Origin of the sequence: Enterobacter ludwigii (genome assembly GCA_023023105.1) — a bacterium.
Taxonomy (GTDB): Bacteria; Pseudomonadota; Gammaproteobacteria; order Enterobacterales; family Enterobacteriaceae; genus Enterobacter; species Enterobacter adelaidei.
The window spans coordinates 63,192-86,747 of the sequence record CP083824.1 but is presented as its reverse complement, the minus strand read 5'-3'; the positions used below and the strand labels follow the sequence as shown (position 1 = coordinate 86,747).

Sequence of the window (23,556 nt, the reverse complement as noted above, 5' to 3'; positions counted from 1 at the left end):
CGATGAAAGGCCGCCTGCTGGATGCCATCCCGCTCAATAGCCTGACGGGCGTGGGCGCGGCGCAAAGCAATAAGCTGGCTAAAATCGGCCTGCACACCGTGCAGGATCTCCTGCTCCACCTCCCCCTGCGTTACGAAGACCGCACCCAGCTGTACAAAATTGGCGATTTGCTGCCTGCCATTTATGCCACCGTTGAAGGCGAAGTCCTGAACTGCAATATCACCTTCGGCGGACGTCGGATGATGACCTGTCAGATCAGCGACGGCACCGGCATTCTCACCATGCGCTTTTTCAACTTCAACGCGGCAATGAAAAACAGCCTGGCGACAGGTCGCAGAGTGCTGGCCTATGGCGAAGCCAAACGCGGAAAATACGGCGCAGAGATGATCCACCCGGAGTACCGCGTACAGGGCGATCTCAGCACACCGGAGCTGCAGGAAACACTTACCCCGGTTTATCCGACAACCGAAGGCATCAAGCAGGCGACGTTGCGAAAGCTCACCGATCAGGCGCTGGAGCTGCTAGATACCTGCGCCATTACCGAGCTGCTGCCGCCAGAGCTGGCGCAGGGCATGATGAGCCTGCCCGAAGCGCTGCGTACTCTTCACCGCCCGCCGCCAACGCTGCAGCTCAGCGATTTAGAAAGCGGCAAACACCCCGCCCAACGGCGTCTTATCCTTGAGGAATTACTGGCGCATAACCTGAGCATGCTGGCGCTCCGCGCCGGCGCGCAGCGTTTCCACGCCCAGCCCTTAAGCCCGCGTGATGAGCTCAAAGATAAACTGCTGGCCTCGCTGCCGTTTAAACCCACCGGTGCACAGGCGCGCGTCACCGCCGAGATCGAACGCGATATGGCGCTTGATGTGCCGATGATGCGCCTGGTGCAGGGTGATGTAGGCTCCGGTAAAACGCTGGTCGCCGCCCTGGCCGCCCTGCGCGCCATTGCTCACGGCAAACAGGTGGCACTGATGGCACCGACGGAACTGCTGGCCGAACAGCACGCCAACAATTTCCGCGCCTGGTTTGCGCCGCTGGGCATTGAAGTGGGCTGGCTTGCCGGGAAGCAAAAAGGCAAAGCCCGCCTTGCCCAACAGGACGCAATTGCCAGCGGCCAGGTACAAATGATTGTTGGCACACATGCCATCTTCCAGGAACAGGTTCAGTTTAACGGCCTGGCGCTGGTGATTATCGACGAGCAGCACCGCTTTGGTGTGCATCAGCGTCTGGCACTGTGGGAGAAAGGTTTGCAGCAGGGTTTCCACCCGCATCAGCTGATCATGACCGCGACGCCGATCCCCCGCACCCTGGCAATGACCGCCTACGCCGATCTGGATACCTCCACCATCGACGAGTTGCCGCCGGGTCGTACACCGGTTACAACGGTCGCCATTCCTGACACGCGTCGCAGCGATATCATCGACCGCGTGCGCAACGCCTGCACGCATGAAGGGCGTCAGGCCTACTGGGTGTGTACGCTAATTGAAGAGTCCGAGCTGCTGGAAGCGCAGGCTGCAGAAGCGACGTGGGAAGAACTGAAACTGGCACTGCCAGAGTTGAAGGTGGGTCTGGTTCACGGACGTATGAAGCCCGCCGAAAAGCAGGCGGTGATGCAGTCGTTTAAACAGGGCGATTTACACCTGCTGATCGCCACCACGGTGATCGAGGTCGGCGTGGACGTCCCGAATTCCAGCCTGATGATCATCGAAAACCCGGAGCGCCTGGGGCTTGCCCAACTCCACCAGCTGCGCGGACGTGTTGGCCGTGGTGCGGTAGCGTCCCACTGCGTACTGCTCTATAAAGCCCCGCTCTCGAAAACCGCCCAGATGCGTTTGCAGGTGCTGCGCGACAGCAACGACGGCTTTGTTATTGCGCAAAAAGACCTTGAGATACGTGGCCCGGGAGAACTTTTGGGCACGCGGCAGACGGGGAATGCTGAATTCAAAGTGGCGGATTTGTTGCGCGATCAGGCGATGATCCCCGAAGTTCAACGCCTGGCCCGCCATATTCATGAACGCTACCCCGAACAGGCGGCAGCGTTAATAGAGCGCTGGATGCCGGAAACCGAACGTTATTCCAACGCCTGATCTCAGGCAAACATCGGCAGCATCAGATACAGCTTAATCACCAACGCGTTGACGATATCTATAAAGAACGCACCGACCATCGGTACCACCAGAAACGCCATATGCGATGGGCCAAAGCGTTCAGTGATCGCCTGCATGTTGGCAATCGCCGTTGGGGTTGCCCCCAGACCAAACCCGCAATGACCCGCTGCCAGCACCGCCGCATCGTAGTTCTTGCCCATCATGCGCCAGGTAACAAACATCGCGTACAACGCCATAAACAGTGCCTGCACCGCCAGAATGGCCACCATCGGCAGCGCCAGCGAGGCCAGCTCCCACAGTTTGAGGCTCATCAGCGCCATTGCGAGGAACAGCGACAGACAGACGTTGCCCAGCACTGAAACCGCACGTTCGAACACACGATAAAAACCCATCAGCGCCAGACCGTTGCTCAGGATCACCCCGATAAACAGCACGCAGACAAACGTCGGCAGTTCGAACGGGGAACCTGCCAGCCATTGCGCAACCACTTTCCCCACCGTCAGGCAGATAGCAATCATCGCGATGGTCTCAATCAGCACCAGTGAAGTAATGCTGCGCCCAACATCCGGTTTTTCGAATGCAGTCGGCACCAGCTCATCGTCCGGCCTGCCGTCCGGCGTGGTGGAGTGCTTCACCAGATAACGCGCCACCGGGCCACCAATCAATCCACCCAGCACCAGGCCAAAGGTCGCACAGGCCATCGCCACTTCAGTTGCGTTTTCAAAGCCATAGCGCTCGATAAACAGCTTGCTCCACGCCGCGCCGGTACCGTGTCCACCAGACAATGTAATTGACCCGGCCAGCAACCCCATCAGCGGATCCAGCCCCAGCAACGTCGCCATTCCGATGCCGATAGCGTTTTGCATCAGCAGCAACCCAACCACCACAATCAGAAATACGCCGAGTACTTTACCCCCTGCCCGCAGGCTCGCGAGGTTGGCATTCAGGCCGATGGTGGCAAAAAAGGCCAGCATCAGCGGGTCTTTCAGGGACATATCAAAATCAATTTCCCAGCCCATGCTCTTTTTCAGCACCAGCAGGGCCAGCGCTACCAGCAGGCCACCGGCGACAGGTTCGGGAATGGTGTATTTCTTCAGAAGGGAAACGCTATGCACCAGCTTACGGCCAAGCAGTAAGACCAGCGTTGCGGCAACAAGGGTCGACAACGTATCGAGATGAATCATAGAAGGCTCCTGTATTGCGCGTGTTCCATACACACGCGGCGTTATCCTGGGCCGGTTTGCGCTCTTCATGAGCCACCGGCGCAAAAAGTGTAATTTTTTTCCCGATACGTTGTAGAAAACCTGCTCAAAGCGGCAGATTTTCTTCCTTTTTTTTGCTGGCAATCGTTTGCTTTTACCAGATGGTCAGATAAAATGCCCGCTTTTCCACCGTGGGATTGCCGCCGATGTCCGTTAACACCATAGAGTCGCCTGATGCGCAACCGATTGCGCAGAAGCAAAATAGCGAACTGATTTACCGCCTTGAAGACCGCCCGCCGCTGCCGCAAACGCTTTTCGCCGCCTGCCAGCATCTTCTGGCGATGTTTGTTGCGGTGATCACCCCGGCGCTGCTGATCTGCCAGGCGCTCGGTTTACCGGCTCAGGACACTCAGCACATCATCAGCATGTCTCTCTTTGCCTCTGGCGTGGCCTCGATTATTCAAATTAAAGCGTGGGGTCCGGTGGGGTCGGGTTTATTGTCGATTCAGGGCACCAGTTTTAACTTCGTGGCGCCACTGATCATGGGTGGTACAGCGCTGAAAACCGGCGGTGCGGATGTGCCGACGATGATGGCAGCGCTGTTCGGCACGCTGATGCTGGCAAGCTGCACTGAAATGGTCATCTCCCGCGTTCTGCATCTGGCTCGCCGCGTCATCACCCCGCTGGTGTCTGGCGTCGTCGTGATGATTATCGGCCTGTCGCTGATCCAGGTGGGCCTCACCTCCATCGGCGGCGGCTATGCCGCAATGAGCGACCACACCTTCGGCGCGCCGAAAAACCTGCTGCTGGCGGGTGTCGTGCTGGCGATCATTATTCTGCTTAACCGTCAGCGCAACCCGTATCTGCGCGTCGCCTCGCTGGTGATTGCCATGGCGGCGGGTTATCTGCTGGCGTGGGCGCTGGGCATGCTGCCAGAGAACACCGCGCCGACCAACAGCGCGCTGATCACCGTTCCAACACCACTCTACTACGGCCTGGGCATTGACTGGGGCCTGCTCCTGCCGCTGATGCTGGTCTTTATGATCACCTCTCTGGAGACCATCGGCGATATCACTGCCACGTCAGACGTCTCCGAGCAGCCGGTTTCCGGCCCGCTGTACATGAAGCGCCTGAAAGGCGGCGTGCTGGCGAACGGCCTGAACTCGTTTGTCTCTGCGGTATTCAATACCTTCCCGAACTCCTGCTTCGGCCAGAACAACGGCGTGATCCAGTTGACTGGCGTTGCCAGCCGCTACGTCGGTTTTGTGGTGGCGCTGATGCTGATTGTCCTCGGTCTGTTCCCGGCGGTAAGCGGCTTTGTGCAGCACATTCCTGAGCCGGTACTGGGCGGCGCAACGCTGGTGATGTTTGGCACAATTGCCGCTTCCGGCGTACGTATCGTTTCCCGCGAACCGCTGAACCGCCGTGCGATTATGATTATCGCGCTGTCGCTGGCCGTGGGTCTGGGTGTGTCTCAGCAGCCGCTGATCCTGCAGTTTGCCCCGGACTGGGTGAAAAACCTGCTCTCTTCCGGCATTGCCGCGGGCGGTATCACCGCTATCGTTCTGAACCTCGTATTCCCGCCTGAGAAAAATTGATCTCTCTCACGGCAGGCAGTCAATGCCTGCCGTGACATCTTATTACACCATTCCCGCCTTGAGGATTGCGCATAAATCGTGCATAACTCCTTTATGTGCGTTTTGCGGGATGGAAGACCATGAAATTTATTGGAAAGCTACTCGTCTATCTTCTGGTAGCCGTGCTGATTGTGGTTCTGGCGCTCTATATCCTGCTCCAGACCCGCTGGGGTGCGAGTCAGGTCAGCAACTGGGTGACGGTAAATACCGACTACGAGCTCAGTTTCGACAAGATGAATCACCGCTTTTCGTCGCCTTCCCACATCATTCTGGAAAACGTCACCTTTGGCCGGGATGGCAAACCCGCCACGCTGGTTGCCAAAAAAGTCGATATTGGCCTCAGTAGCCGACAGGTTACCGATCCGCTGCATATGGACACCATCTCCCTGTTCGATGGCACGCTGAACCTTTCTCCTCAGACTGCGCCGCTGCCCTTCCAGGCAGACCGTCTGCAACTGAACAACATGGCCTTTAACAGCCCCAATACGGAGTGGGATTTAAGTGCCCAGAAAGTCACGGGGGGCGTCAGCCCATGGCAACCAGAAGCAGGCAACGTGCTGGGTAAAAATGCGCAGATCCAGATGAGCGCAGGATCGCTCACCCTGAACGGCGTGCCGGCCACCAACGTGTTGATCGAGGGTCAGTTGAACGGCAAGGAAGTGGTGTTGAACACCATCGGTGCCGATATGGCCCGCGGTTCACTCACCGGCTCCGCCCTGCGTAACGCCGACGGAAGCTGGATCATCGACACCCTGCGTCTGAACGAGATCCGTCTGCAGAGCGATAAAACGCTGATGGATTTCTTCGCACCGCTGACCACCATCCCCTCTCTGCAGATTGGCCGCCTGGAAGTGACCGACGCCCGCCTGCAGGGCCCGGACTGGGCAGTTACTGATCTTGATTTAAGCCTGCGCAACCTGACGCTGAGTAAAGGCGACTGGCAGAGCCAGGAAGGGCGTTTATCCATGAACGCCAGCGAATTCATCTACGGTTCGCTGCATCTGTTTGACCCAATCCTGAATGCGGAATTCTCTCCGCAGGGCGTGGCGTTGCGCCAGCTAACCTCCCGCTGGGAAGGCGGCATGGTGCGCACCTCTGGCAACTGGCAGCGCGACGGCAAAGCGCTGATGCTGGACGATGTCGCCATCGCCGGGCTGGAGTATACCCTGCCGCAGAACTGGAAAACGCTGTGGATGGAGCCTCTGCCGGAATGGCTGAACAGCGTGACGCTGCAAAAATTCGGTCTGAGCCGCAACCTGGTGATCGACATCGATCCTGCCTTCCCGTGGCAGATCACCTCTCTGGATGGCTATGGCGCAAACCTGCAGCTGGTGAAAGATCGCCAGTGGGGCGTCTGGGGCGGCAGCGCAACCCTGAATGGCGCGGCGGCAACCTTTAACCGCGTGGATGTGCGTCGTCCGTCACTGGCACTGAATGCTAACGCTGCCACGGTGAATATTACTGACCTGAGCGCGTTTACTGAGAAAGGCATTCTGGAAGCCACGGCGACTGTTTCACAACTGCCCCAACGGCAAACCACTGTTAGCCTGAACGGGCGCGGTGTGCCGCTGAACGTGATCGAGCACTGGGGTTGGCCAGCGCTGCCGATTGCGGGTGACGGCAATATTCAGCTCACCGCCAGCGGCAGCGTGCAGGACAAAGCCCCGCTGAAGCCAACCGTTAACGGGAAACTGAATGCAGTGAATATGGATAAGCAGCAGGTCGAGCAGACAATGACGGGCGGTGTGGTTTCAACACCGGTGCAATAACCAAGCCGGGTGGCGGCTGCGAGGTTTTGTTCCCTCTCCCTGTGGGAGAGGGCCAGGGTGAGGGCATCAGACCGCACAATTCCTGATATATCAAAGATGAACCACCACCTCATCCCCCTCTGCTTTCACCACCACACCCCACTCGCTGCCCGCGTGTGAACCGCCCTTCACACCGCTCACCTTCTGCACGTTGCGCAAGCACACCGACCAGTTTTGCGCGTCTCCCGCGCCGGTAAGGGTCACGATTTCGCCCCGACGTGACGCCTTCAGCGTAAACGTCACGGAGCCGTCCGTCGCAGGCACTTCGCTCATCGCCGTTGCGCCGTCATCCAGGTTAAACAGCTGGAAGGCTGTGCCCTCATGCCACGCGTAATCCGGCTTCTGGTTATTATTGCCCAGCGCCAGCAGTGTGTTATCGCGCACATAAACTGGCAGGCTCATAAAATCGTGCTGCTGTTTATGCCAGCGGCTGCCCTGGATTTCATCGTTATGCCACAGATGCGTCCAGCGTCCTTCCGGCAGATAAAACTGCACGTCACCCACTTCGGAGAACACCGGCGCAACCATCATGGAATCCCCCAGCATGTACTGACGGTCAAGATAATCGCACGCCGGATCGTCCGGGAACTCGAGCATCATCGCCCGCAGCATCGGGGTACCGAACTCGCGCGCCAGCGCAGCCTGACGATACAAATACGGCATCATCTGGCATTTCAACTGAGTGAAATGGCGCACCCCGTCGCAGGACTCGTCATCGTACGCCCACGGCACGCGGTAGGATTTGCTGCCGTGCAGGCGACTGTGGCTGGAGAACAGCCCAAACGCGCACCAGCGCTTGTAGACGTGCGCCGGAGCCGTATTTTCGAACCCGCCGATATCGTGGCTCCAGAAGCCAAAGCCAGACAGGCCGATCGACAGCCCACCGCGCAGGCTTTCTGCCATTGATTCATAGTTGGCGTAACAGTCACCACCCCAGTGCACCGGGAACTTCTGCGCACCCACGGACGCTGAACGGGCGAACAGTACAGCCTCGTCTTCGCCGACGGTTTCTTTCAGTACGTTCCACACCAGTTCGTTATAGATGTAGGCGTAGTGGTTGTGCATCTTCTGCGGATCGGAACCGTCGAACCACTGCACGTCGGTCGGGATACGCTCGCCGAAGTCAGTCTTGAAACAATCCACGCCAATATCCCCCAGGCCTTTCAGCTTGTCGGCGTACCATTTGCAGGCTTCCGGGTTGGTGAAGTCATAGATCGCCAGACCCGGCTGCCATTTGTCCCACTGCCACAGGGAGCCATCCGGGCGCTTGAGCAGGTAACCCTTCTCTTTCAGTTCCTGGAAGATTGGGGATTTCTGGCCGATGTACGGGTTGATCCACACGCAAACCTTCAACCCTTTCTCTTTCAGGCGACGGATCATCCCTTCAGGATCCGGGAAGGTCACCGGGTCCCACTCGAAATCGCACCACTGGAAGGCCTTCATCCAGAAGCAGTCGAAGTGGAAGACGTGTAGCGGCAGGTCGCGCTCGACCATACCGTCGATAAAGCTGTTGACCGTGGCTTCGTCGTAGTTAGTAGTGAACGAAGTGGTCAGCCACAGGCCGAACGACCAGGCTGGCGGCAGCGCCGGACGCCCGGTGAACTGCGTATAGCGGTTCAGCACCTCTTTCGGCGTCGGGCCGTCGATCACGAAGTACTCGAGATATTCTCCTTCCACGCTGAACTGCACTTTGGAGACCTTCTCGGAGCCGACTTCAAACGAGACGTTTTCCGGGTGATTCACCAGCACGCCGTAGCCGCGGTTGGTCAGGTAGAACGGGATATTTTTGTAGGACTGCTCGGTGCTGGTGCCGCCGTCGCGGTTCCAGGTTTCGACCGTTTGCCCGTTGCGCACCAGCGCGGTAAAGCGCTCGCCCAGGCCGTAGACCGTTTCCCCCACGCCCAGATCCAGACGCTCAAAAACGTAGCTGCGGTCGGTATTGCTGTCCTGCACGTAGCCGTTGTTTTTCAGCTGGCTGCCGGTAATACGCTGGCCGTTGCGCAGGAAATCCAGCGTCCAGAACTCACCTTTGGTGACGCGTATGCTAACGCTGCCGCTTTTCAGCTCGGCAAATTCCGCATTGTTTTCAATCTCTACCTTCACGTCTTTCAGCATGTTCAGCGGATAGTGCGGGCCGTTATCCAGCGCGCCCTGGAAGTGCTCAATGCGCACCCCGACAATCCCTTCCTGCGGCGCGAACAGGCGAACCGTAAACATCAGGGTATCGAGTTGCCAGGTACGTTCGCGCACGTCGCGCGGCGCCACGTAGACCACCAGGTCGTTGCCCTGCTGCTCCACGTCGAATACCTGAACCGGATACGTCACGTTCAGCCCCGGTTGAATAAGCCAGTTTCCATCACTGATTTTCATCTTATCGTCCTCTTAGTTCTGCAATTCTTTGCTGACCGGCAGGTTCTCAAACGCCTGCTGGTTGCGGCGCGCGCCCTGCGCCAGTTCGCCCAGGATTTTGGTCAGGAAAGGGGTTTTCAGCGTGTAATAGCGTTTGGCGATAATGGCGCTCAGCACGTAGCAGATCGCCGGTGCCAGGGTAAACAGGCCGATAATGATGCTGATGGTCGCGCTGTTCTGGGTTTTGGCTGCCGCGTCGTAGCCGCCGCCTGCCAGCATCCAGCCAATCATCGCCCCGCCCAGCGCAAGGCCTAGCTTCAGCACGAACAGCGTGCCGGCAAAGCTGATGCCGGTGAGGCGTTTGCCGTTGGTCCATTCACCGTAGTCGACGGTATCGGACATCATCACCCACTGAATCGGCGTCACCAGCTGGTGCAGCACGCCGATGACAAAGATAAAGGCGAACATCAGCACGGTGGCATGCATCGGCACGAAGAACATCGCCACGCTGACCACCGCCAGCGCGGCGTTGGTCCACCAGAAGATGCTTACCTTGCACTTCCAGTCGGTGAGCGGTTTGGCAAGCGCGGAGCCAATCAGGTTGCCGACGCAGTAGGTGGTGAGGAACGCGACGAACACCTCAGGCGAACCCATGATCCAGGTGCAGTAGTACATCATCGCCCCGCCGCGCACGCAGACGGCGAGGATGTTGAGGATAGTGAGCACGCCGACGATTCGCCACTGGTCGTTTTGCCAGATGTCGCGCAGGTCTTCCCGCATGGAGGTGGTGCTCGGCGGCACCTGAATGCGCTCTTTGGTGGTGAAGAAGCAAAACGCCAGCATCAGGAACGCGACCACCGACAGCACGGCGATACCGCCCTGGAATCCAAAGGCTTTATCGTCGCCGCCAATCAGGTTTACCAGCGGCATCATCAGCACCGTGGAGAGCATGCCGCCCGCCGTCGCCAGCACAAAGCGCCAGGACTGGAGGGAGATACGCTGCGTCGGGTCGTTGGTGATCACGCCGCCCAGCGCGCAGTAGGGGATGTTGACGACGGTATAGAGCAGGGTCAGCAGGGTGTAAGTAACGGCGGCGTAAACCATTTTACCGTTGAGGCTGAGGTCCGGCGTGGTGTAGGCCAGCACGCAGACGATGCCGAACGGGATGGCACCAAACAAAATCCACGGACGGAACTTGCCCCAGCGGCTGCGGGTGCGGTCGGCAATCAGGCCCATGCACGGGTCGGAGATCGCATCCAGCGCGCGCGCCAGCAGGAACATGGTGCCGACAAACCCGGCGGGAATGCCGAAAATATCGGTGTAGAAAAACATCATGTACAACATGACGTTATCAAAAATGATGTGGCTGGCGGCGTCTCCCATGCCGTAGCCAATCTTCTCTTTTACTGACAATACTTCGCTCATCTTTTTTTATCCTTCACGCTGTAGGGGGCGCTGAGACCGGTTGCATTGGTTTTAAACCATTGTTTCAAAGGCGGGTATTGCGATTTCTGGTTAGCAGATTACGTTTCTTGTTTTTTGTGATCGCGGTAAATGTCCGGGAGAGCGGAGGGCTAACATGAGGATTTTCTTAGGAATTACCTGAAACAGGGGTGTACAGGTCAAAAGAGAGGTGAAAAAAGTGGTGTGGGGTATGTGGTAAATGCCTGAAAGTAGCTATAATGCGCCCCGCCTCCATGTAGCAATCGAGGCGCGGAAGATCGTCATCTCCGGTGAGGTGGCTGGACTTCAAATCCAGTTGGGGACGCCAGCGTTCCCGGGCAGGTTCGACTCCTGTGATCTTCCGCCAAAATTAAATTTGTTATAAGCCTAACTCAAATCGCATTTTGTTAATTATCTGAACAAGCTCAGCATAAGTAATATTAAGGGTGGGATATAAATTAGTCTTTGTGCTACTAGAAAATATTGATTTATCCGATAAGTAAATTTCCTCTGCATTTATCAATTTGTCACAAATATGTTGGTCACTTTCCAATTTTTCTGGTTCTAATGGAGCTGTATAATTACTTAAATTGAGCTTTATCTCTCTAATTCGATTTTTGTGATCAGATAATTCTTCCATACAAAATCTCAAAAAATTATTCTGCCTTGTACTTCTTCTAAATGGGAGGCGCTTACAATATTCTGAAGACACCTCACCATTGAGATATTCTATTGTTTTTCTAGCCTTTCCTATTACAACTAGATTATTACCAATATTAACTATTTCAGCGAGACCTATAACATTATAACGGATATATTCATTTATGTCATATTCATTGCTAGAGGGATCTAAAAGATTGATATCAACAACAGCTCCATTATTATAAATAAAAAACTCTTTTTTTTCCTTAGCCAAATTACATTTATCACAGACTTTGTGTAAATTACTCCATTCGTAAGCTAAATGTGGAAATAGTTTTTTAGGCTTATAATGTTCAACATCATATTTCTCATCACTAACATCACATTCACATATATAGCATTTATCAAAATATAAATCACCCAAACTTTGCTTAACATCATTATGTGCATAAATTGAATTTGATATCTGTTCGTAATTATTTAGATGAGCGAGATTCTCAGCAGTTAAATTCTGTAACCTTGCAGGAAAAATGACAGAATCTCTATTGACCTTTCTCATGCTAGCCTCTTATTTTATTTCTCTTATAACATCTATATTAGAATAAGATGCTAATAATAAGTCCATTTCTTCTTTTGCAGATTCTGAAGTTACCAAGGCATTATATATATTCTTCAACTCTTCGATATTTTTATTTTCATCAATCAAAAGAATTTTAAATGTATTTAGTTTTGATCTTACATCCTCAGAGAAACTGCCGGCATAACCAAAAATGATGTTAGTTATACTATCAATATCCATTGCCTTGAAATTTTCTTTATAAACTTCACCAGATGGAAGACTAACAACAACAGAGTTATCTGGAAGTCCCCTTATAACAAATGGACTATGTGTAGTTAGAATAAAAGTGATATTTGGAAATATCTCTATTAACACTTTAATATATTTTTCCTGAGCTCTTGGATGTAAATGAAGATCAACTTCATCAATCAACACAAAACCAGGGACCTTAAAGAAATCATCAAGTCCCAATAGTTTTTTGTCATCTTCAGTATATTTTCCATAAATAAATATCTGTCTTTTAACAATAGAGGAAATTGTTACTAGGATATCCATTTCACCTTGTGATAAAGATTCTAATCTACCAACACTCTCAAACACCATTACCCTATAAGGAGAGCTTGATACTGTTATTTTACCGAAATCCTTACCTGTGATTTTAGTTAATATACTCTGAATTCTTGCAAGGCCTAACTGGGCATCTTTGTATCCAATAACTGAATCAAAGGCCATGTCAAGAAATAAGCTTTGAATATTTTCACCAACATGAGAAATTTCGAATGCAAATGGGAAATGCCCCCAAAGACTGTCTTTGCTTTCTAAAGTAGAAATATCACAACCAAGATTATTGCAGTCTAATTCGTACGGTTCATGTCTAGGGAAGGTGCGAATAAGCAGGTCATTTCTTCCCAAGCTGACTCGCTGATTAAAATTTCGCGGATCTGGGCCGATTTTTTTCCCGCAAACACATCGAATCAGCCTATTTAGGCTATTTTTTCCACCATTTCTGGCGTTATTTCAGGTTTTTACTGAGATCTCTCCCTCTGACGTATCATTTGGTCCACTCGAAACAGGTTGGCCAGGGTGAATAACATCGCCAGTTGGTTATCGTTTTTCAGCAGCCCCTTGTATCTGGCTTTCACGAAGCCGAACTGCCGCTTGATGATGCGAAACGGGTGCTCCACCCTGGCACGGATGCTGGCTTTCATGTATTCGATGTTGATGGCCGTTTTGTTCTTGCGCGGATGCTGCTTCAAGGTTTTTACCCTGCCGGGACGCTCGGCGATCAGCCAGTCCACATCCACCTCGGCCAGCTCCTCGCGCTGTGGCGCTCCTTGGTAGCCGGCATCGGCTGAGACAAATTGCTCCTCTCCATGAAGCAGATTACCCAGCTGATTGAGGTCATGCTCGTTGGCCGCGGTGGTGACTAGGCTGTGGGTCAGGCCACTCTTGGCATCGACACCAATGTGGGCCTTCATGCCAAAGTGCCACTGATTGCCTTTCTTGGTCTGATGCATCTCCGGATCGCGTTGCTGCTCTTTGTTCTTGGTAGAGCTGGGTGCCTCAATGATGGTGGCATCCACCAAAGTGCCTTGGGTCATCATGACGCCTGCTTCGGCCAGCCAGCGATTGATGGTCTTGAACAATTGACGGGCCAGTTGATGCTGCTCGAGCAGGTGGCGGAAATTCATGATGGTGGTGCGATCCGGCAGGGCGCTATCCAGGGATAATCGGGCAAACAGGCGCATGGAGGCGATTTCGTACAGAGCATCTTCCATCGCGCCATCGCTCAGGTTGTACCAATGCTGCATGCAGTGAATGCGTAGCATGGTTTCCAGCGGATAAGGTCGCCGGCCATTACCAGCCTTGGGGTAAAACGGCTCGATGACTTCCACCATGTTTTGCCATGGCAGAATCTGCTCCATGCGGGACAAGAAAATCTCTTTTCTGGTCTGACGGCGCTTACTGCTGAATTCACTGTCGGCGAAGGTAAGTTGATGACTCATGATGAACCCTGTTCCATGGCTCCAGATGACAAACATGATCTCATATCAGGGACTTGTTCGCACCTTCCCTAATCCTTCATGGCAGTTGTTCGGGTAAACCGAACAACTGAGGAACAGTGAATATTGTAGCGGACTGTCCACCCTCACCCTAGCCCTCTCCCAAAGGGAGAGGGAACCGATTGTGCGGTTTGTCCACTCCACCGACCGTGTTAACTCCTAATCTCCATCACCGCATACACCCCGTCCTTCGGTACCACCACGGTGACGTTTTCCACCGGCACGCCCGCCGCGAGGTGAATATCCTGCAGCTGCTGTAACGACCTCGGGTGAATATCCTCCCAGCCGATACCCCGCAGCACAAAGTCAATTTGCGGGCTGCTGATCAACATGTTCGACACAATCACCGCTCCGCCAGGCTTTACCAGCCGCAGCGCGCGCTGGAGGAAAATCACCGCATCGGTATCGTTGAAGTATTCGAAAATCCCCAGTGCATCGACAAGCTCGGCCTGCTGCTCGCCCAGCTCCAGCAGCAGGTCCTCGTTACGTATCAGCGTATGGAGCAGATTGCGCCTGAGCAGCGTAAGCTGTTCGCCCACCACAATGCCTTCCTGCGCCGCCATGGTTTCGGCCCAGCTGAGCGCCACGGGGTCTTTGTCCACCAGCGTGAGAAAAACCTGCTGACCGTCGAGCTTTGCCTCGCGCAGCGCCTCAAGCACCGGAATAGCGGCCCCACTCGCCAGGCTGACCCAGTTGTTCTCACTTTCGTTATGAATGTACTTTTCCACCAGCGCGGCCAGTACTTTGGCACGGGAGCGCACGCCAACCGCATCGTTAGCGTGGATAAACCACTGGCGGCTGTCGCTGTCCATTTTTGTACCGTCAGGCAGACGGTCTTCCAGCGGGTTTTGCACCACAAACAACGCCAGCGCGGAGGGCACCAGTCGCGTTCGCCACGCGGTAAGCGCCGGCCGGTTACGAAAAGCCTGTTCGGAATAACGGTTCTGAGGGACAAGCACGGCCTGCCCGCCTTCTTCGTATTCAATCAGCGGGGGCCGGAGCGCTGGCTCGGCTTTCAGCGCCCGGTCAAGCGCAGCGATCTCACGGGCAGCATCGTCTTTCATCGGCCACTGGTCGCTGACATCGGGAAATGACGCACTGAAAATCGTCATATTTTCCGGCGCGTCGCCGCGAAAAGGCTGCCAGTTCATCTCGTTGTCTCCCGTTACGCTAATAACGAAAGTCTATCCAGGCAGACCAGTAATACCCTACGAAGAAAGCACGATCTTCACTGCTTCACCCACACCAGTTGATCAACACGAAAACCCAAACCGCGCGCGGTATTCAGGTAATCCTGTTTCACGGCATCCGGGATTGTCGGGGTACGCGACAAAATCCACAGGTAATCGCGGTTCGGGCCGCTCACCAGCGCGTACTGGTACTTATCGTCCAGCTTGATCACGTTATAGCCGCCGTAGAACGGGCCGAAGAACGACACCTTCAGCGCCGCCGTGGTCGGTTCACCGGTAAAATACGCTTTGCCTTCGCTCTCATTCCACGTCTTCTTCACCGGGTCATAACCCCGGTTTAGCACGCTAATGCCGTCGTCACTGCGTTTGCCGTAGGTGGCAGTCACCTGCTCCAGCCCGCGTTCAAAGCGGTTTTCCAGGCGAGCGATTTCGTACCATTTGCCGAGATAGCGGCTGGCATCAAAGCCTGAAATGGGCTGTACGCCTTTCGGCGGCGTAGGAGATTTACAGGCGACCAGTGTCAGAGCGATGGCGACACCGGTCACAACAGGCCATACCTTCATGAGAACTCCTTTCATTTGCATGGTTGGACGTTAATTGTAGTGCACCGTTTCGACGCTTCATCCCGTCCGGGAAAATTCGTAGTATATTGAGAATATTCCTCCACTCTGGACACGGGCATGGCTTACTCCATCGGCGAATTCGCCAGACTCAGCGGCATCACCGCCACCACGCTGCGGGCGTGGCAGCGTCGCTATGGTTTACTCAAGCCGCAGCGCACGGATGGCGGTCACCGCCAGTACAGCGATGAAGACGTCCAGCAGGCGCTAAAAATCCTCGACTGGGTAAAAAAAGGGGTCCCGATTGGCCAGGTCAAACCCCTGCTGGAACGCCCGACACCGGGTCGGACCAATAACTGGCAAACCCTGCAACAGAACATGCTGCAACGCCTGCAGGACGGTAAAGTCGAGTCCCTGCGCCAGATGATTTACGATGCCGGACGCGAATACCCTCGGCCAGAGCTGGTCGCGAACGTACTGCGCCCCTTGCGTAGTCAGGTCTCCGCTAACGTCGCTGCTGCCATGACCCTGCGTGAAATCCTCGATGGCATCATCATCGCCTACACCTCGTTTTGTCTCGAGGGAGATAAAAAAGCGCCTGGCGATAATATTCTGCTCAGTGGCTGGCATCTGAATGACCCGTGCGAGATCTGGCTCGAAGCCTTAACGCGCACCGGGCAAGGTCACCGGATCGACATTCTGCCCTCGCCTCCTGCCGCGCTGGCACCGGAAATATTCCCGGATCGTAAATGGCTTCTGGTCACCAGCGGTAAACTCACCGCTGCACGGAAAAAGCAGGTGGAGCAGTGGCAGCAGCAGGTATCGCTTGAAGTGATTATCCTCTGACGATTTTCTCCTGTGGGAATCTTCACGAAAAGTTGAATATTTTTTCGCACCGCAGATGCTAACGTTTTCCTGTGACGAATAACCCAACAGGAAAACACCATGAAAAAAACCGCCCCTTTGCTGATGCTGACCACCCTGGCCTTTGCTCCGGCTGTATTTAGTGCCCCTGTCGGCACGCTGAGTGTACACGTTCTTGACCAGCAAACCGGGATGCCGCCATCCGACGTTACCGTCACGCTGGAAAAACAGCAGCAGGACAAATGGACCCAGGTTGCCAGCGGTAAAACCGACCACGACGGACGTATCAAATCGCTTTATCCGCAGGATCAGGATATGCAGCCTGGCGTGTATAAAGTGACCTTCAAAACCGCAGATTACTTCCACGGCAAAAAGCTGGACTCCTTCTTCCCGGAGATCCCGGTGCTGTTTACCGTGACCCGCACCAACGAAAAACTGCACATCCCACTCCTGCTGAGCCAGTACGGTTACTCGACCTACAAGGGAAGTTAATATTCATTGATTTTAAAGGAATATAAAAAATACTTACGCTAATACTTGGACAAATTACGCATGTTGTGTAAGTTTTAAAGGGAGAATGGGAGGACCACACCATGACAAAAAAACCTGTGCTGGGTATTAGCGGATGTTTGACCGGTTCCGCCGTTCGCTTTGACGGCGGGCATAAACGTATGGGTTTTGTCATGGACGAACTGGCCCAGTGGGTAAGCTTCAAGCCGGTCTGCCCTGAAATGGCGATTGGGCTGCCTACGCCACGCCCTGCCATTCGTTTAACGCTGACAGAAAGCTGTGAAACGCAGCTGCGCTTCAGCAAGCCACCTCATGACAATCTCACGCAGAAAATGGCTGACTTTACGACAGATTATCTGTCGAAAATCGGCGATCTGGCGGGGTTCATTGTCTGTGCAAAATCCCCAAGCTGCGGCATGGAACGCGTGCGGCTGTATGACGAAAACGGCAACCGGGGCCGCAAGGAGGGCGTCGGGCTGTTCACCGCCGCGCTCCTTGAAACCTGGCCGTGGCTGCCCGTGGAAGAGGATGGACGGCTGCACGACCCGGTTCTGCGGGAAAACTTTGTCGAACGTGTTTTTGCCCTGCACGAACTGAACACGCTGCGTAGAAATGGCCTCACGCGCCGCGCGCTGCTGGACTTCCACAGCCGTTACAAACTCCAGCTGCTGGCGCACCATCAGGCGGGTTACCGTGAAATCGGCCCGTTCGTTGCCTCGCTGCACGAGTGGGAAGACCTGGACGCCTTCTTCGTGGCGTACCGGGAAAAGCTGATGACCATCCTGAAAAAACCCGCTTCGCGTAAGAATCACACCAACGTGCTGATGCATATTCAGGGGTATTTTCGTAACCAGCTGAACACCCGCCAGCGAGGCGAGCTGCGCGACGTAATCCTGCACTATCGCAACGGACAGTTGCCTATTCTCGCCCCGATAACGCTGCTGAAGCATTACCTGGCCGAATACCCCGACCGGTATCTGATGACGCAAAACTACTTTGATCCCTATCCTGATGATTTGGGTCTGCGTCTGGCAGTCAAGTGATCATAAAAATGCGAAGGCCCCATTGACCCTTAGAGGCCCAAAGCAGTACCCCGTTTAGACGACATCCTCACTGTCGTCTCTTTTTTGCATTTCATCTCAAAGGCTGTGATTATATACAGGCTTATTCTGCGAAAGGGGCCTGCCTGTGATCAACACCCTGCACATTCAAAACTACCGATCCATCCGCGACATGTCGCTGGAGCTGGAGCAGCTCAATATCGTCTTCGGGCCGAACGGCACCGGAAAATCGAATATCTACAAGGCGATACACCTGATGCACAGCGCCGCGCAGGGGCAGTTTTCCCAGGCGCTGGCGAATGAAGGTGGAATTTTGAAAGTATTCTGGGCAGGCAAAACCCGCAGCGACCAGCTGCGGCGGATGAATCTGGCGGTGGAAACAGAGACCTACGAATACGAGCTGCAGGTCGGGTTTGTGGAGAAGCTGCCCTATCCCTCGCAGTTTCAGCTCGATCCGGTGATCAAAGAAGAGTCCATCTGGCTGAGCGGCCAGCACCGTCGTCCTTCGTCACAGCTGATGAAGCGTAAGAACCAGGCAGTGTTTCTGAACAACGTGCATCACGAGAAAGTGACCCACAGCGGCACGCTGTACGAGAACGAATCGGTATTCGGACAGCTCGGCGAACCGCATCTTTACCCGGAGGTTTCGCAGATGCGCGAGTCCCTGCGTAACTGGCGCTTTTATCATGAGTTTTCCGTCTCATCCGGCTCGGCGATGCGGGCTCCGCAGGTCGGTTTCCGCTCCCCGGTGCTCGCCAGCGATGGCTCAAATCTGGCCGCAGCGTTTCAGACCATTGTCGAGATTGGCGACGAATTGCTGCTGATGCGCATTCTCGACCAGGCATTTCCTGGCTGCGTATTTTACAGCGACAACACCGGCGGACGTTTCCGCATGATGATGCAGCGGGAAGGTCTGAGCAGGCCGCTGGAACCGGCGGAGTTTTCCGACGGCACCCTGCGTTTCCTGTGCCTGGCGGTGGCGCTATTAAGCCCGCGACCGCCAGCGTTTATCGCGTTGAACGAACCGGAAAACAGCCTGCACCCGCAGATGCTGCCAGCCCTGGCGAGCTTAATCGCCGAAGCCAGCCGCTACTCGCAGATCTGGCTCACCAGCCACTCGCCGGAGCTGGCGACGTTAATTGAGAAGCAGCGATCGTTTTCGCTGTATCAGCTGTCGATGGTGGAGGGGGAGACTAGGGTGGAGAGGCTGGGGTAAGCCGCATTCTCTTCCTTTGAAGTCCAGTAAAATGAAATTTTCATTTTTTCTCTTTCACCTGCAGGGACTGCCCCCCTCCAATGATGAACCCTGCGCCTACAGAGATTTTGAGCGCAGTAATCAAGTCGCTCCACTTGAAATCAAAATCATTAAGGAAGAGATACGAGGCATCTGCAATTAGCAGACGGCCTGCAGCCATAGTGATAAAGAGACCTGACATCCAGAGTAATACCAGTAATAAGAAAAGTTTTAGTCGCGGATTAATCATCATTTTGAATAATCGTCCACCATTCCTTTCGTAATATTTAGTACTCACCATTTGCCGTACGTCGAGATACGTATAGACCTCTTCTCAGCGCTTACATTGAATATTGTCTATCTCGACTACCTGACGATTGCCACGATTGCCACGATTGAAGCAATAACATTTGTACTGGCATCCGTTTAATCTCCAACCATAAAAACCACATGACTGATAATTAATTTAACTACAATCAAAACTCGAGAGGAAAAATCAAACATCAATAAAATAAGTAGACCACACTTTACAACAACCTAACGGTTTTTGCAAAAGCACCTTTTATATTAATATTATTAATTATAGCTCATTAAAAATTGCACTTAGCAAATAATTTCGTACAGTTGGACTTGATATCCATCTAACAAGCTTAGCGAAATTTCCGGAAAAATTTGATTGAGTGGCTTCTGCTGCCTACACAACTTTATCTTTTCACTCGCTGGGTTACAAAATTCCTTTGTGTAACAGATATTTATTCATCGCTAATAATTATCTGGATATTGCTACCATCAGGAATATCTCGAACCTGCAATGCAATATTTGCTCTTATTTTCAATGATTCATGTGAGGTACACATGTATAGATTGCTAAGTTCATATAATCCGCCTGCTATAAATGGGATTTTTGGTACTAAACGACATCCTGGAGGAATGGGACCATTAATCAATTGCCATGAATGTGCCAAAGGATAACCAGTTATAACCCTATAATCTGATAGAATTAACTTAATCCACTCATTTATGGTATTAGCTAATTTATCTACATTTGCCGTTTCTGGATCGAAATAATAAACACCATCATCTTTTAAACAAAATTGTCCACCAAAGATATCCTCTGCAAAATACAATGCATCTAAAGCCATATCTTCATAAGCGGAAATCCATAACTCCTTTTCATTCCAGTCCAGCAACCCTATCTCTTTATCTGTCGTTTCATAAGGGAAAACGTGTAATGCTGACTCAAAACCATAAAACCCATTTTTTTCCCTCAACAACTCATCTAATTGAGCTGCGATTGGTGAGTTGAACAATACAGAGCAATCCTTAACCGATTGATTTGATGATAATTCATCACCACTAATAGATAGTAATTTTTTCATAAAAGTACTCATTTCTTAATATCCCCATCTGTCTTTATAGTTACAGATGTACCATCTGGTAAATTTCGGCATTGTGCACCAATACAAGCACCAGCACCACGATTATCAGAAGGTGTGATGGGCCTAACCGAAGCGCCGGTGCCACCTTCTTTAAACATTGCCGGCGGATATTCATCTCTATCCATACCTTTCACTGGGGGTGTATCCTTTAATGACTCCCGCCGTCTCTGAGCTGCACCGCCACGATCAATAGTTAAAATAGCTGGCTGCCCTGCAGCCTGAGCATCTTCAATATGCTTAGCAGATTCGGGGTACTTCGATTCATTAATAATTATTACCTTACCTCCGGCCCCCTGGACGATACCATCATCATCTACCACCCCCATTTTCAGAGGATTAATTGGATAAACTTTTAATGGGAAATTGCCGTGTTCTTTCTCAATTTTCTCTTCATCATGGCCAGGACTCAGCGTGTTATTCTCAACCGTCGTCTTGCCCGCCTGAGCCGCTGCTACCGCGTTCGCGCTGCTGTCTCCGACAAGCCCGCCAGCCAGACCAGAGGCCAGTGTCGCCAGCGCTGATACCGTCTGTTTATCTTCCTCGCTCAGTTCGCTGACCGGTTTGCCAAAACCATCAACCGCAATCTTACCGGCCAGCTTGTCTACCGCAATTTTACCGACAAGCTCACCCACCGCCGCACCCGCTGCAGCGGACGCCGCATCTCTGCCGGAAGCCGCTGCAAGCGCGGCGTTGACGACCGCATGGGCCAGCACACGTCCCTTAAGGTCCGTATCCGGAATGGCATTCGCGATGGCATTGGCAATATACGGCGCGGAAGCGCCCGCAATCGCGGCTTTAATGTCTCCACCTGCCAGCGCCTGAACCGCTGCCGTTGCTGCCGTGATGGCCCGCTGGGTGCTCTGCCCCGAACCCATACCAGACTGGTTAAACGCTTCGTTATAGAAGGTCTGGTACATCTGGTCATGAATCGCCTGCTCGGTAATCTCTTTACCGTCTTTTTTCAGCTGACTGATGGCGGCGTTACGCGCATCGCCGCCAGCGGTTTTCATCTTCTCGTTGGCCGCTTCCGTGGCCGCAATCTTGCCGTTGGTGCGCGCAATATCCGCAACCTGATTGCCGATATCGCCAATCATCTGCGCGGTTTGCAGGCGTTTCTGCTCTTTCTCTTTGTTAAAGATCGGGCCGATGCTGCCGTTGGCATGGTCAGTGTCACGGCTGAGCGTGCTGACGTCCTGCTTCTGGTTAGCCTGGTCGCGAACAATGATAGCACCATCGGCTACCGCTGACTGCGTCGTCCCTTCAGCATGGCCGCTGCCGCTAAAGCTGATACGTATCCTTGACCACGCCTTCCCCGGCTGCGCGTTTTACAGAGACAACACCGGCGGAGTTCTTCGACGGCACCCTGCGCTTTCTGTACCTGGCGGTGGCGCTCTTAAGCCCACGTCCACCGGCATTTATCGCGTTGAACGAACCGAAAAACAGCCTGCACCCGCAGATGCTGCCCGCGCTGACGAGCTTAATCGCTGAGGCAAGCCGCTAACCTGGGTGCCATCGAGCACGGTGAGTTCGCCGAGTAATGAACACCACCCTCGGCCCGCACCGGGGGTTTTTATTTTAACGCGGGGGGCGGGGCATCGCTCTGACCGGGTGGTTTTGTCATACCGTTGGCATGACGGTAATGACAAAACATTTCCTGTCCGGTTGATAACTGCTTTACAGAGCACGCTGAAAAGCAACTGGCTGGAAGCGATCTGCTTTAACACCAGCCAGATGACTATCGTCACCCAATGTCGCTATAAGGATTTCTAGCTAAAATTTCGTTTATTTCTTCCTGTGCTCTTAAAGCCCATGATGGATTTAGGGAAGGTGCGAACAAGTCCCTGATATGAGATCATGTTTGTCATCTGGAGCCATGGAACAGGGTTCATCATGAGTCATCAACTTACCTTCGCCGACAGTGAATTCAGCAGTAAGCGCCGTCAGACCAGAAAAGAGATTTTCTTGTCCCGCATGGAGCAGATTCTGCCATGGCAAAACATGGTGGAAGTCATCGAGCCGTTTTACCCCAAGGCTGGTAATGGCCGGCGACCTTATCCGCTGGAAACCATGCTACGCATTCACTGCATGCAGCATTGGTACAACCTGAGCGATGGCGCGATGGAAGATGCTCTGTACGAAATCGCCTCCATGCGCCTGTTTGCCCGATTATCCCTGGATAGCGCCCTGCCGGATCGCACCACCATCATGAATTTCCGCCACCTGCTCGAGCAGCATCAACTGGCCCGTCAATTGTTCAAGACCATCAATCGCTGGCTGGCCGAAGCAGGCGTCATGATGACCCAAGGCACTTTGGTGGATGCCACCATCATTGAGGCACCCAGCTCTACCAAGAACAAAGAGCAGCAACGCGATCCGGAGATGCATCAGACCAAGAAAGGCAATCAGTGGCACTTTGGCATGAAGGCCCACATTGGTGTCGATGCCAAGAGTGGCCTGACCCACAGCCTAGTCACCACCGCGGCCAACGAGCATGACCTCAATCAGCTGGGTAATCTGCTTCATGGAGAGGAGCAATTTGTCTCAGCCGATGCCGGCTACCAAGGAGCGCCACAGCGCGAGGAGCTGGCCGAGGTGGATGTGGACTGGCTGATCGCCGAGCGTCCCGGCAGGGTAAAAACCTTGAAGCAGCATCCGCGCAAGAACAAAACGGCCATCAACATCGAATACATGAAAGCCAGCATCCGTGCCAGGGTGGAGCACCCGTTTCGCATCATCAAGCGGCAGTTCGGCTTCGTGAAAGCCAGATACAAGGGGCTGCTGAAAAACGATAACCAACTGGCGATGTTATTCACCCTGGCCAACCTGTTTCGAGTGGACCAAATGATACGTCAGAGGGAGAGATCTCAGTAAAAACCTGAAATAACGCCAG

The 23,556-nt window shown here is 53.6% G+C and carries 20 protein-coding genes, 1 tRNA gene and 1 pseudogene; 11 read left to right on the top strand and 11 right to left on the bottom strand.

The features are described 5' to 3' along the window. The first annotated feature begins 2 nt into the window (after window positions 1-2). On the top strand, window positions 3-2,084 hold the full coding sequence (gene recG / locus LCD46_00370) for an ATP-dependent DNA helicase RecG (GenBank protein UOY70842.1): 2,082 nt from the start codon (window positions 3-5) through the stop codon (window positions 2,082-2,084). Between the two features lie 2 nt (window positions 2,085-2,086). Here the strand turns inward: recG and gltS are convergent, their stop codons facing one another. Beyond that, on the bottom strand, window positions 2,087-3,289 hold the full coding sequence (gltS, locus tag LCD46_00365) for a sodium/glutamate symporter (protein ID UOY70841.1): 1,203 nt from the start codon (window positions 3,287-3,289) through the stop codon (window positions 2,087-2,089). Window positions 3,290-3,513: 224 nt separating this feature from the next. On the opposite strand from gltS, the gene xanP reads away from it, so the two are divergent. After that, window positions 3,514-4,905 (top strand): xanthine/proton symporter XanP, encoded by a 1,392-nt coding sequence (gene xanP / locus LCD46_00360; protein UOY70840.1) that lies wholly within the window; start codon window positions 3,514-3,516, stop codon window positions 4,903-4,905. Between the two features lie 119 nt (window positions 4,906-5,024). Beyond that, entirely contained in the window at window positions 5,025-6,713 is a 1,689-nt protein-coding gene (locus LCD46_00355) for an AsmA family protein (protein ID UOY70839.1), read from the top strand. Between the two features lie 90 nt (window positions 6,714-6,803). Here the strand turns inward: LCD46_00355 and yicI are convergent, their stop codons facing one another. Both yicI and LCD46_00345 read right to left on the bottom strand, forming a co-directional pair. Then, on the bottom strand, window positions 6,804-9,122 hold the full coding sequence (yicI, locus tag LCD46_00350; protein ID UOY70838.1) for an alpha-xylosidase: 2,319 nt from the start codon (window positions 9,120-9,122) through the stop codon (window positions 6,804-6,806). 12 nt (window positions 9,123-9,134) lie between these two features. Further along, a complete protein-coding gene (locus tag LCD46_00345) occupies window positions 9,135-10,526 on the bottom strand; it encodes a glycoside-pentoside-hexuronide family transporter (protein ID UOY70837.1) in 1,392 nt (463 codons plus the stop codon). Window positions 10,527-10,816: 290 nt separating this feature from the next. Here LCD46_00345 and LCD46_00340 point away from each other — a divergent pair. Beyond that, window positions 10,817-10,911: transfer RNA gene (locus LCD46_00340), tRNA-Sec, on the top strand. 12 nt (window positions 10,912-10,923) lie between these two features. Here LCD46_00340 and LCD46_00335 read toward each other — a convergent pair. The 5 genes from LCD46_00335 to LCD46_00315 all read right to left on the bottom strand — a co-directional run bounded on the left by LCD46_00335 (window position 10,924) and on the right by LCD46_00315 (window position 15,561). Further along, complete coding sequence (locus LCD46_00335; protein UOY70836.1) at window positions 10,924-11,745, bottom strand: hypothetical protein; 822 nt, start codon at window positions 11,743-11,745, stop codon at window positions 10,924-10,926. Window positions 11,746-11,754: 9 nt separating this feature from the next. Then, complete coding sequence (locus LCD46_00330; protein UOY70835.1) at window positions 11,755-12,657, bottom strand: AAA family ATPase; 903 nt, start codon at window positions 12,655-12,657, stop codon at window positions 11,755-11,757. 113 nt (window positions 12,658-12,770) lie between these two features. After that, entirely contained in the window at window positions 12,771-13,751 is a 981-nt protein-coding gene (locus LCD46_00325; protein UOY70834.1) for an IS5 family transposase, read from the bottom strand. Between the two features lie 209 nt (window positions 13,752-13,960). Beyond that, entirely contained in the window at window positions 13,961-14,959 is a 999-nt protein-coding gene (locus tag LCD46_00320; GenBank protein UOY70833.1) for a class I SAM-dependent methyltransferase, read from the bottom strand. A gap of 77 nt (window positions 14,960-15,036) precedes the next feature. After that, on the bottom strand, window positions 15,037-15,561 hold the full coding sequence (locus LCD46_00315; protein ID UOY70832.1) for a lipocalin family protein: 525 nt from the start codon (window positions 15,559-15,561) through the stop codon (window positions 15,037-15,039). A gap of 117 nt (window positions 15,562-15,678) precedes the next feature. Between LCD46_00315 and LCD46_00310 the strand changes: the two genes are divergently transcribed. The 4 genes from LCD46_00310 (at window position 15,679) to LCD46_00295 (ending at window position 19,209) form a co-directional block, all read left to right on the top strand. After that, the gene (locus tag LCD46_00310; GenBank protein UOY70831.1) at window positions 15,679-16,404 is read left to right on the top strand and encodes a MerR family transcriptional regulator; all 726 of its coding nucleotides are present in this window, start codon (window positions 15,679-15,681) and stop codon (window positions 16,402-16,404) included. Window positions 16,405-16,503: 99 nt separating this feature from the next. Continuing rightward, window positions 16,504-16,914: a hydroxyisourate hydrolase gene (gene uraH, locus LCD46_00305; protein UOY70830.1), complete on the top strand. Its 411-nt coding sequence runs from the start codon at window positions 16,504-16,506 to the stop codon at window positions 16,912-16,914. Between the two features lie 101 nt (window positions 16,915-17,015). Beyond that, window positions 17,016-17,975, top strand: coding sequence for a DUF523 and DUF1722 domain-containing protein (locus LCD46_00300; protein UOY70829.1), 960 nt, complete (start codon window positions 17,016-17,018; stop codon window positions 17,973-17,975). 145 nt (window positions 17,976-18,120) lie between these two features. After that, a complete protein-coding gene (locus tag LCD46_00295) occupies window positions 18,121-19,209 on the top strand; it encodes an AAA family ATPase (protein UOY70828.1) in 1,089 nt (362 codons plus the stop codon). A gap of 40 nt (window positions 19,210-19,249) precedes the next feature. On the opposite strand, the gene LCD46_00290 is transcribed toward LCD46_00295, so the two are convergent. The 3 genes from LCD46_00290 to LCD46_00280 form a co-directional block, all read right to left on the bottom strand. After that, the gene (locus LCD46_00290; protein UOY70827.1) at window positions 19,250-19,480 is read right to left on the bottom strand and encodes a hypothetical protein; all 231 of its coding nucleotides are present in this window, start codon (window positions 19,478-19,480) and stop codon (window positions 19,250-19,252) included. A 499-nt stretch (window positions 19,481-19,979) separates the two neighbouring features. Beyond that, entirely contained in the window at window positions 19,980-20,606 is a 627-nt protein-coding gene (locus tag LCD46_00285) for an SMI1/KNR4 family protein (protein ID UOY70826.1), read from the bottom strand. 8 nt (window positions 20,607-20,614) lie between these two features. Continuing rightward, window positions 20,615-21,583, bottom strand: a complete 969-nt coding sequence (locus LCD46_00280; protein UOY70825.1) for a VENN motif pre-toxin domain-containing protein — start codon at window positions 21,581-21,583, stop codon at window positions 20,615-20,617. Between the two features lie 6 nt (window positions 21,584-21,589). Here LCD46_00280 and LCD46_00275 point away from each other — a divergent pair, with 6 nt between their 5' ends. The 3 genes and pseudogenes from LCD46_00275 to LCD46_00265 all read left to right on the top strand — a co-directional run bounded on the left by LCD46_00275 (window position 21,590) and on the right by LCD46_00265 (window position 23,537). Next, window positions 21,590-21,913, top strand: coding sequence for a hypothetical protein (locus LCD46_00275; GenBank protein ID UOY70824.1), 324 nt, complete (start codon window positions 21,590-21,592; stop codon window positions 21,911-21,913). A 31-nt stretch (window positions 21,914-21,944) separates the two neighbouring features. Further along, a pseudogene (locus LCD46_00270) lies at window positions 21,945-22,164 on the top strand (AAA family ATPase). 392 nt (window positions 22,165-22,556) lie between these two features. Further along, window positions 22,557-23,537: an IS5 family transposase gene (locus LCD46_00265; GenBank protein ID UOY70823.1), complete on the top strand. Its 981-nt coding sequence runs from the start codon at window positions 22,557-22,559 to the stop codon at window positions 23,535-23,537. Window positions 23,538-23,556 lie beyond the last annotated feature (19 nt).